General features: G+C 68.8%; 9 protein-coding genes and 1 riboswitch. Of the genes, 8 read left to right on the top strand and 1 reads right to left on the bottom strand.

All coding sequences use genetic code 11. The annotated features are described in order from the left end of the window. Positions 1-936 (bottom strand): acetylornithine deacetylase (argE, locus tag VNJ47_10350; GenBank protein HXG29230.1); only part of this gene is annotated, 936 nt, incomplete at its 3' end. Positions 937-1,137: 201 nt separating this feature from the next. Between argE and VNJ47_10345 the strand changes: the two genes are divergently transcribed. The 8 genes from VNJ47_10345 to gcvPA all read left to right on the top strand — a co-directional run. After that, positions 1,138-2,538, top strand: coding sequence for a hypothetical protein (locus VNJ47_10345; protein HXG29229.1), 1,401 nt, complete (start codon positions 1,138-1,140; stop codon positions 2,536-2,538). Between the two features lie 14 nt (positions 2,539-2,552). Beyond that, the gene (locus VNJ47_10340) at positions 2,553-3,122 is read left to right on the top strand and encodes a YecA family protein (protein HXG29228.1); all 570 of its coding nucleotides are present in this window, start codon (positions 2,553-2,555) and stop codon (positions 3,120-3,122) included. Between the two features lie 109 nt (positions 3,123-3,231). After that, a complete protein-coding gene (gene pepP / locus VNJ47_10335; protein ID HXG29227.1) occupies positions 3,232-4,587 on the top strand; it encodes a Xaa-Pro aminopeptidase in 1,356 nt (451 codons plus the stop codon). A 15-nt stretch (positions 4,588-4,602) separates the two neighbouring features. Then, the gene (gene ubiH, locus VNJ47_10330; protein HXG29226.1) at positions 4,603-5,868 is read left to right on the top strand and encodes a 2-octaprenyl-6-methoxyphenyl hydroxylase; all 1,266 of its coding nucleotides are present in this window, start codon (positions 4,603-4,605) and stop codon (positions 5,866-5,868) included. Between the two features lie 3 nt (positions 5,869-5,871). Further along, the gene (locus VNJ47_10325; protein ID HXG29225.1) at positions 5,872-7,068 is read left to right on the top strand and encodes a UbiH/UbiF/VisC/COQ6 family ubiquinone biosynthesis hydroxylase; all 1,197 of its coding nucleotides are present in this window, start codon (positions 5,872-5,874) and stop codon (positions 7,066-7,068) included. A 79-nt stretch (positions 7,069-7,147) separates the two neighbouring features. Next, a riboswitch (glycine riboswitch) is annotated at positions 7,148-7,243 on the top strand. A gap of 156 nt (positions 7,244-7,399) precedes the next feature. Further along, a complete protein-coding gene (gene gcvT, locus VNJ47_10320; protein HXG29224.1) occupies positions 7,400-8,482 on the top strand; it encodes a glycine cleavage system aminomethyltransferase GcvT in 1,083 nt (360 codons plus the stop codon). A 78-nt stretch (positions 8,483-8,560) separates the two neighbouring features. Beyond that, on the top strand, positions 8,561-8,956 hold the full coding sequence (gene gcvH, locus VNJ47_10315) for a glycine cleavage system protein GcvH (protein ID HXG29223.1): 396 nt from the start codon (positions 8,561-8,563) through the stop codon (positions 8,954-8,956). Beyond that, positions 8,956-10,005 (top strand): aminomethyl-transferring glycine dehydrogenase subunit GcvPA (gene gcvPA, locus VNJ47_10310; GenBank protein ID HXG29222.1); only part of this gene is annotated, 1,050 nt, incomplete at its 3' end. The genes gcvH and gcvPA, both read left to right, overlap by 1 nt.

Raw genomic sequence — 10,005 nt, 5'->3', positions numbered from 1 at the left:
GCGGGTGAGGGCCTCGCAGACCCGCACGATCTCGGCCGTGGCCGGCGTTTCGAAAGCCGGACAGCCCGGGTAGAGGCTGTCGAACTCGATGCGGTAACCCGTGCCGGCCAGCGCCGCACGTGCGCGCTCGCGCAGCTTGCGGCGCAGGGTGGACAGGTCCATGCCGGGCAGGAAGCGCAGGTCCACGCGCAGCTCGCAACGGGCCGGGATACGGTTGGCGGCGTCACCGCCGTGGATGCAGCCCGGGTTGAGCGTGCCGTGCGGCACCGCGAACAGCTGGCTATGCGGGCCCTGGCGCAACTCGTCGCGGAAGCCGAGCAGCGCCGCGAGTACCCGGTGCATGCCTTCGACCGCATTCAGGCCCAGTGCGGGGTTGCTGGCATGGCCGCTGTGGCCGAGCACGCGGATCGACTCGGACAGATTGCCTTTGTGGATGCGCACGGGCTTCAGGCCCGTGGGCTCGCCGATGACGGCATGCCGTGCCCGGGGGCGCCCGGCAGCGGCCAGGGCGCGCGCGCCACCCAGGGTGATCTCCTCATCGGCGGTGCCGAGGATGATCAGGGGCTGCCTGAGGGCCTGTCCACCCAGGCCGCGCGCTGCCTCGACCGCCAGCGCCAGAAAGGCCTTCATGTCGGCCGTACCCAGCCCGTAATAGCGGCCATCGCGCTCGGTGAGGCGAAAAGGGTCCGAGTTCCAGCCTCCCTCGTCGAAGGGTACGGTGTCCAGGTGGCCGGCCAGCACCAGCCCGCCCGGGCCCTGACCGAGCGTGGCCAGCAGGTTGACTTTGGTCGGCTGGTCCGGGAGCGGCAGCAGCTCGCAGGCAAAACCCAGGTCCGCCAGCCAGCCGGCCAGACGCTCGGCCACCGGCCGGTTGCTGTGATCCAGCCGTGGATCGAGGGAGCTGATCGACGGCAGGGCGATCAGCTCCCCGATCATGTGCCGGCACGAGGGCAGACGCGGGGACACTCTCGAACCTCGAATCCCTGAAGGGCCTGGGGACGTAATACTACAGGGCAAAACCGGGTCCCGGCTCGGCCGTCTGCGGCGTGTCCGGCTTGGCGGGTCGCGACCGGATTGAGCTATAGTGCGGACACGAGCGTGGCGCCCGAGACCACGCCATTCCAACGGATGACGCGCATGAAAAAACTGCTCGGAGTACTCATGTGGCTGGGCATCGTGCTGCCCGCCCAGGCCCTCACCTTCGTCCAGATGCCGGACCAGGTGCTGCTGAACCAGGCGGCCCTGGTGCTGGAGGGTGAGGTGATTGGCACCGTGCCTTTCGTCAAGCAGCCGAACAGCTATACGGTCTACCGGGTGCGTGTCTCCGACTATGTGAAGGGTGACGCCGATGTCGAGGTAGAGGTCTGGGTACCGGGCAGCATCGAGCCCGACTACAACGCCCTCAACCGCACCCTGAACGACGTGCTGGTGCTGCCGGGCATGCCGCGTTTCGCGCCCGGCGACCAAGTGCTGCTGTTCCTCAACCCGCGCGGTGACGGCACCTATGCCATCACCCAGTCGGCCCTGGGCGTGTTCCACAAGCAGGCTGCGGCGTCCGGCAAGTCCACGGCACGGCGCAAGCTGCTGGGCGCGCATGAGCTGCCCGGCACGGGACTGGGCGTGCTGCTGCCGGCCGCGGACCAGGTACGCGACTGGGAAGGCTTCAAGCGCTGGCTGCGGGAGACGGCGGCCGGTGGCGAGGCTGCCCCCCTGTACTGGAACGCCACCCAGCCGGGCGATGAGCGGCCGACCCAGGCCAACTTCACCACGCTCGGCGCGCCTTCGCGCTGGTTCCAGTTCAATGGCGGAAACAACGTGACGCAGCGCGCGCATGCCAGCGGTCAGAGCGGCCTGAGCGGCGGCGGGTTCAGCGAGTTCCAGGCCGGCATCGCCGCCTGGAACGACGACGCCGGCAGCAATATCCGTTATGTCTACGGCGGCACGACTACGGCAAATGGCGGTCTGCAACGTTCCGATGGCGTCAACGCCATCCTGTTCAACGATCCCAACAACGAGATCGACGGCAGTTTCAGCTGCAGCACCGGCGGCGTGCTGGCGACCGGTGGTTTCTGGACCAATGGCACCGGCACTTACAACGGCGCGGTGTTCGCCCGGATCACCGAGAGCGACATCGTCGTGCAGGACGGCGCTGGCTGCTTCCTCAACGCCAACAACCGCAGCAACGCCGCCGAGGTGTTCGCACACGAGCTGGGCCATACGCTTGGCCTCGGGCATTCCTGCGGCGATACTGACCTCTTGGTCATCAACGACTGCCTGCTGAACCCCACCGCGGACGATGCCTTGATGCGCGCCTTCCCGCATGCCGACGGGCGCGGCGCCGACCTGCGCGCCGACGACGAGGCCGGTGCCGCTTTCCTGTACGACCCCAGTGCCGCCGGTACCACGGGTGGCGGAGGGGGCGGTAGTGGCGGTGGCGGCGGCGGTGGTGGTGGCAGCTTCGACCTGCTGCTGGCGGCATTGCTGCTGCCGGGCGTCTGGGCAGCTTGGCGCCGGCGCTGCCTTTGTTCGGACAGCTGAGCGATAATCTGCGGGTGACCGCTTCCGCCATCGACTACTTCGACCTCGGCCGCGCGCTCCGGCAGCTGGGCCTGCACCTTGATGCGGCCGAGTACCACGGTGTGCTGTGCGGCATGCTCTGCGTACAGGACAGTCCGCCCGAGAACCTGGGGCTGGAGGCCGAGCCGCCGCCGGATGCAGAGGGTGTGCCTGCCGCGCGCGAACTGCTGCGCGCGCTACGGCGCGACAGCCTGGCGCACCTGCACGATCCCGAGAGCGGCTTCATGCCGCTGCTGCCGGAGGATGACCAGTCATTGCCCCTGCGCGTGGATGCGCTGGCGCAGTGGTGTCAGGGCTTCCTGTACGGACTGGCCACGCGCCCGGCGCTGGACCTGAACCAGGCCTCGCCTGAGCTGCGCGAGGTGGTCAGCGACCTGATCCAGATCAGCCATGCCGGCGTCGAAGGCGACGGCGCTCAGGATACGGAAGCCGACGAGAACGCCTACCTGGAGCTGGTCGAATACGTCCGCGCCGGCGTGCAGCTGGTGTTCCTGGAACTGCGACCTGCGGAACAGGCACCGGAGGCGCCTGGCACGTTACACTAGGAGAGCACTGTTTAATTCCGTCACCCCGGCGGAAGCCGGGGTCCAGGGCCTTTGAAGACGCTGGATTCCGGATCGCGCCCGCCCTGCGAGCTTGTCCGGAATGACAAAGATGGTTTCCGAACTGCACTGGCCATCTATGTCGCATGCCGAGTTCGCCAGGCGCCGCCGCGCGGTGATGGAGCGTATCGGGCCGCAGGCCGTGGCCATCGTGCCGGCCGCGCCGCAGCGCCTGCGCAACCACGACGTGCACTACCCCTATCGCCAGGACGGCGATTTCCGCTATCTGACCGGCTTCCCCGAGCCCGAGGCGGTGGCGGTGTTGGCGCCGGGCCGCGCCGGGGGCGAGTACATTCTGTTCTGCCGCGACCGCGATCCCGAGCGCGAGATCTGGGACGGTCGCCGCGCCGGGCAGGAGGGCGCGCAGCGCGAGTACGGCGCCGACCAGGCCCTGTCCATCGGCCGGCTGGACGAGGTCATGCCCAGGCTGCTCGACGGTCGCGAGCGGGTGTATCACACCCTCGGCCAGCAGTCCTGGCTGGACCAGAAGCTGATCGGCTGGCTCAAGAGCCTGCGTGGGCAGAGCCGCCGCGGCGTGCACGCACCGCCCGAGGTGATATCACTCGACCCGGTCCTGCACGAGATGCGGCTGTTCAAGAGCGAGTCCGAGATCGCGCTGATGCAGCAGGCCGCCAGCGTTTCCGCCGCCGCGCACCGGCGCGCGATGCGCACGGCCCGGCCGGGCGTATACGAGTACCAGATCGCCGCCGAGATCCACCACGAGTACGAGCGTAACGGCCTGACCTGGGCCTACGGGACGATCGTCGGCAGTGGCGCCAACGCCTGCATCCTGCACTACGTCGAGAACAGCGCAGTGCTCAAGGACGGCGAACTGCTGCTGATCGACGCTGGCGGCGAGTGGCAGGGCTATTGCGCGGACATCACGCGCAGCTTCCCGGTCAACGGCCGCTACAGCGGCCCGCAGAAGGCGCTGTATGAAGTGGTGCTGGCGGCGCAGCTGGCCGCGATCGAGAAATGTCGCGTGGGTCAGCATTGGAACGCACCGCACGAGGCGGCGGTACGCGTGCTGACGGAAGGTCTGGTCGCACTCGGCCTGCTCCAGGGCGAGGTGCAAGCGCTGGTCGAGAAAGAGGCCTACAAGCGCTTCTACATGCACAGCACCGGCCACTGGCTGGGCATGGATGTGCACGACGTCGGCGCCTACAAGATCGGTGGCGAGTGGCGCCGCTTCGAGCCGGGCATGGTGCTGACCGTCGAGCCGGGCCTGTACGTCACGCCAGCCGAGGACGTGGACGAGTCTTACTGGAACATCGGCATCCGCATCGAGGACGATGTGCTGATCACGGCCGGCGAGCCGCGCATCCTGACGCACGAGGCGCCCAAGCAGATCGCCGACGTCGAAGCGCTGATGCGCTCCGGTCCCCTCCCCCTGGATGGGGGAGGGTGAGGGAGGGGGTGAAGACTGATCAGCAATCCCGGCCCTCGCTCGTCCCTCGCCCCGCAAGGAGGGGGAGGTAAAGACTTCGATGTCCTGATCGTCGGCGGCGGCATGGTCGGCGCCAGCCTGGCCTGCGCGCTGGGTGAGCTGCCGCTGGACGTCGGTCTGGTCGAGTCCATTCCCTTCGGCGCCGCCGGCCAGCCGAGCTACGATGACCGGACCACCGCGCTGGCGCTGGGCACGCGCCGCATCTACGAGGCGCTCGACCTGTGGGCAGCCATCGCGCCGGCGGCCGAACCGATCCGCAGCATCCACGTCTCGGAGCAGGGACGTTTCGGAACCACCCGGATGGATGCGGACGAGCAAGGCGAAGAGGCGCTGGGCTACGTGGTCGAGAACCGTATCCTGGGCCAGGTGCTCGGCAAGCGCCTGCGCAGCCTGCCGCGCTTGCGCCTGATCTGCCCGGCGAAGTTCCTGGCGCTGGAAACCGCTGCCGCTGCGGTAACGGTGCGCGTAGCTGTGGCTGATGGCGAACAGGCACTGACGGCAAGGCTGCTCATCGGCGCCGACGGCGCGCAGTCGCAGGTGCGGGCCGCGCTGGGCATCGACACCGAGCGGCGCGACTACGGCCAGACCGCCATCGTCAGCAACGTGACGCCGGAGCGCGACCACAGCGGCATGGCCTACGAGCGCTTCACGCCGGAGGGGCCCATCGCGCTGCTGCCGATGTCGCAGCGGCGCTGCGCGCTGGTCTGGACCCAGCCCTCGGATAAGGTCGAGGCCCTGCTGGCCCTGCCGGACAGTGATTTCCTCGCCGCGCTCAACCAGGCCTTCGGCCACCGGCTCGGCGAATTCGAGCGCGTGGGCAGGCGCATCGCTTATCCCTTGCAGCGTGTCCTCAGCGCGCGCCAGCATGCGCCGCGGGCCTTGCTGATCGGCAACGCCGCGCACAGCCTGCATCCGGTGGCGGGGCAGGGCTTCAACCTGGGCCTGCGCGACGTCGCGGTGCTGGCGGAGGTGCTCGCCGGCAGTGGCACGCAGGACTGCGGCAGCGAGGCCGTGATCCAGCGTTACCTGCAGGGGCGCGAAGCGGACCAGGCGCATGTCACGCGGTTCACAGACGGGCTGGTGCAGCTGTTCTCCAACCGCGTGCCGGGCCTGGCGAGTTTCCGGCACCTCGGCATCCTTGGCCTCGACCTGCTGCCGCCGCTGAAGGCACGCTTCGCGCGCCGCAGCATGGGCCTGGTCGGCGCGCCGCGCCTGTCTCGGGGATTGCCGCTTGCAGACTGAGTCATGACGCACGACGTCGCCATCGTCGGCGCCGGCATGGTCGGCACCCCGCTGGCCGTGGCCCTGCAGCGCGCCGGTTTCGACGTCGCCCTCATCGAGGCTTCGCCGCCGGCACACTACGACCCGAAGTCCGACTACGACCTGCGCGTGTCGGCGCTGTCGGCCGCCTCGCAGCGCCTGCTCGAACGTCTGGGTATCTGGCCGGTGATCGCCGCCGGGCGCATCTCACCCTACCGCGAGATGCAGGTCTGGGATAGCCGCGGCGCGGGCGTGCTGCACTTCGACGCCGCCGAGCTGGGCCTGCCGCAGCTGGGCCATATTGTCGAGAACAGCCTCATCCAGCATGCCGCCTGGCAGGCGCTGGACAGGGTCAGCGTCTATTGCCCGGCCCGGCTGCTGGCGCTGGAGCTAGGTGGCGATGGATATCGCCTCGTGTTCGAGGGCCGCGATGCCATCGAGGCAGGGCTGGTGGTGGGCGCGGACGGCGCCGAATCGCGTGTGCGCGAACTGGCCGGCATCGGCTGCAGCGGCTGGTCCTACGCACAGCAGGGCATCGTCTGCAACGTCGCGACCGAGAAACCGCATCGGCACACGGCCTGGCAGCGCTTCCTGCCGACCGGCCCGCTGGCCTTCCTGCCGCTGGCGGACGGGCGCTGCTCCATCGTGTGGTCCGCCGATGCGGCCGAGGCCGCCGCGCTGCTGGCCCTGGATGATGAAGCCTTCAGGCAGCGCCTGGCCGAGGCCTTCGGCGGCGAATTGGGCGAGGTCACCATGGTCAGCCGGCGCGCCGCCTTCCCGCTGCGCATGTTGCATGCGGACCGCTATGTACAGTCGCGCCTGGCGCTGGTCGGCGACGCCGCCCATGTCATCCATCCGCTCGCGGGACAGGGCGTGAACCTGGGCCTGCTCGACGTGGCGGCGCTGGTCGAGGTGCTGGCGCAAGCCAGGCGGGAAGGCCGCGACATCGGCGAGCTGCGCGTGCTGCAGAAATACGAACGCTGGCGGCGCGGCGACAACCTGCTCATGACCGCCGCCACCGATGGCCTGAAGCGCCTCTTCGGCAGCCGCAACCCGCTGCTGGCCTTCGCCCGCAGCCGCGGCCTGGGCATGGTCAACGCCATCACCCCGCTCAAGAACCTGCTCATCCGCCACGCGATGGGCATCGCCGGCGACCTGCCACCGCTGGTGCGCCGCGCCTGACCCGACATCCAATTGATTTATCGAGGATTAAATCCGCACTTGAGACTTGCTTGAGCGCGCGGGTATAGTGGCCGTTCAACATCGCGATGCGGGAGAGCGCGGCCGCAAGTCAGGCCGCCGCCGAAGGCGCAATTTCCGCCCGGAAACGCTCAGGCAAAAGGACCGCATCGCCCAAGTTGGCTCTGGAGAGCGGCCTCCCAAGAGATTTGGGTACAGGCCCACCGACGAGGCAGGATGGCGCGAACCGCCGTCCGGATCTTTCAGGTCACAGGACAGAGGGGCGGCAGGATGGCGACATCCTGCCGCCTTTTTTATTGGCTGAAGGAGCCGCATGGGACAGCAAACGCCTCTGTATCCGCTGCATGTGCGCGAGGGCGCGCGCCTGGTGGATTTCGCCGGCTGGGACATGCCGGTGAACTACGGCTCGCAGATCGAGGAGCATCATGCGGTGCGCACCGACGCCGGCATGTTCGATGTCTCGCACATGACGGCGGTGGACCTGCGCGGCGTCCGTGTCCGGGACTTCCTGCGCTACCTGCTGGCCAACGACGTGGCCAAGCTCTCGGCGCCCGGCAAGGCCTTGTATTCCTGCATGCTCAACCCGCAGGGCGGGATCATCGACGACCTCATCACTTACGGCATGGCGCAGGACTGGTTCCGCACCGTGGTCAATGCCGGCACCACCGAAAAAGACGTCGCCTGGATGCGCGAACACGCGCAGCGTTTCGGCGTCGAGGTCGTACCGCGCCGCGACCTGTGCATCATCGCCGTGCAGGGCCCGCATGCGCGCGAGAAAGCCGCCAACCTGTTGAGCGACGGCCAGGCGCGCCACAAGGTGCTGGCGCTCAAGCCCTTCGAGGCGGTGGAACTCGACTTCGCCTTCGTCGCCCGCACAGGCTACACCGGCGAGGACGGTTTCGAGGTGATGCTCGATGGCAAGTCGGCGCAGGACCTGTGGCAGCAGCTGCTGAACGAGGGCGTGCGACCCTGTGGCCTCGGGGCGCGCGACACGCTGCGGCTCGAGGCCGGCATGTGCCTGTACGGGCAGGACATGAACGAAGACACCACGCCGCTGGAGTCGGGCCTGGGCTGGACCGTGGCCTTCGAGCCCGCCGAGCGCGACTTTATCGGCCGTCAGGCGCTGGCGCGCGCGCGCCAGCTCGGCAGCCGCAAGCTGGTCGGCCTGCTCCTGGAGGGCCAGGGCGTGCTGCGCGCGCACCAGGCGGTGCGCGGCGACGCGGGGCAGGGCGAGGTCACGAGCGGCACGTTTTCGCCGACCCTGAAGCGCTCGATCGCGCTGGCGCGCGTGCCGAAGGATTGCGGCGAGCGCGTGGAGGTGAATATCCGCGACAAATGGGTGCCGGCACGTGTCGTGAAATACCCGTTCGTCAGACATGGACAGATATTGGTGTAGGCGCTTGCCCTGCAGGCGACTCTTGTCGCGCGCTGGCGCGCTCCTAGCAAGCGAGAGCATTCAACCGGAGATCAGATCATGAGTACCATCCCCAACGACCTGCGCTATGCCAAGTCCCACGAGTGGGCACGGCTCGAAGCCGACGGCACCGTGCGCGTCGGCATCTCGGACCACGCCCAGGGCGCGCTCGGCGACGTGGTATTCGTCGAGGTGCCCGCCGCCGGCCGCAGGGTCAAGGCCGGTGAGGCCTGTGCCGTGGTCGAGTCGGTCAAGGCCGCTTCCGACGTCTATGCGCCGGTGTCCGGCGAGATTCTCGAGGGCAATGCGGCGCTGGCCGACGCGCCGGAAACCGTGAACCGGTCGCCTTATGGCGACGGCTGGTTCTTCCGCCTCAGGCCGGACAATGCCGCCGACGTGAACGGCCTGCTCGATGCCGCCGGTTATGCGCAGGCGCTGAAGGACGAGGGGCACTGATGCCGTTCATCCCGCACACCGAAACCGACATCCGCGAGATGCTGGCCGCCGTTGGCGCGCCGAGCATCGACGCGCTGTTCGACGAGATTCCGGCAGAGCTGCTGTCGCGCCGCCTCGACGGCGTGCCGGCAGGATTGAGCGAAATGGAAGTCACGCGGCTGATGCAGCGCCGCGCCGCGCAGGACGGCCAGCCGCTGTGCTTCATCGGTGCCGGCGCCTACGAGCACCACATCCCGGCGGCGGTGTGGCAGATCGTGTCGCGCGGCGAGTTCTATTCCGCGTATACGCCCTATCAGGCCGAGGCCAGCCAGGGCACGCTGCAGCTGATCTACGAGTACCAGACGATGATGGCCGGGCTCACCGGCCTGGACGTGTCCAACGCCTCCCTCTATGACGGCGCCTCCGGCCTGGCCGAGGCAATCCTGATGGCAGTGCGCTGCCGCAAGGACGACGCGCGCCGCATTCTCGTGCCGCGTGCGCTGCACCCCTACTACCGCCAGGTCGTGCGTGCGATCACCGGCAGCCAGGGCATCGTGCTGGAGGAAATCCCCTTCGAGGCCGATGGCAGGACCGCGCTGCCGGACTTGGCGCGCGCGCCGGCCGCCGACGTGGCCGCGCTGGTGATCGCGCAGCCGAATGTCTTCGGCTGCCTGGAGGACGTGGACGCGCTGACCGACTGGGCCCATCGCCATGGGCTCCTGGTGATCGCCGTCGTGAACCCGCTGTCGCTGGCTCTGCTCAAGCCGCCGGGGCAGTGGGGGCAGGCGGGCGCCGATATCGCCTGCGGCGACGGCCAGCCGCTGGGTTCGCCGCTGTCCTCGGGCGGACCTTACTTCGGCTTCCTGTGCTGCAAGCAGACCTTCCTGCGCCAGATGCCGGGCCGCATCGTCGGGCGCACCGTGGACCTCGACGGCAAACAGGGTTTCACGCTGACGCTGCAGGCGCGCGAGCAGCACATCCGGCGCAGCAAGGCGACGTCGAACATTTGCACGAACCAGGGCCTGCTCGTCACCGCGGCCACGATTCACATGTCGCTCCTCGGAGCGCAG

Source organism: Nevskiales bacterium, from assembly GCA_035574475.1.
Taxonomy (GTDB): domain Bacteria; phylum Pseudomonadota; class Gammaproteobacteria; order Nevskiales; family DATLYR01; genus DATLYR01.
Note: the sequence above shows the minus strand (reverse complement) of the source record. Positions and strands in the feature narration are given on the sequence as shown.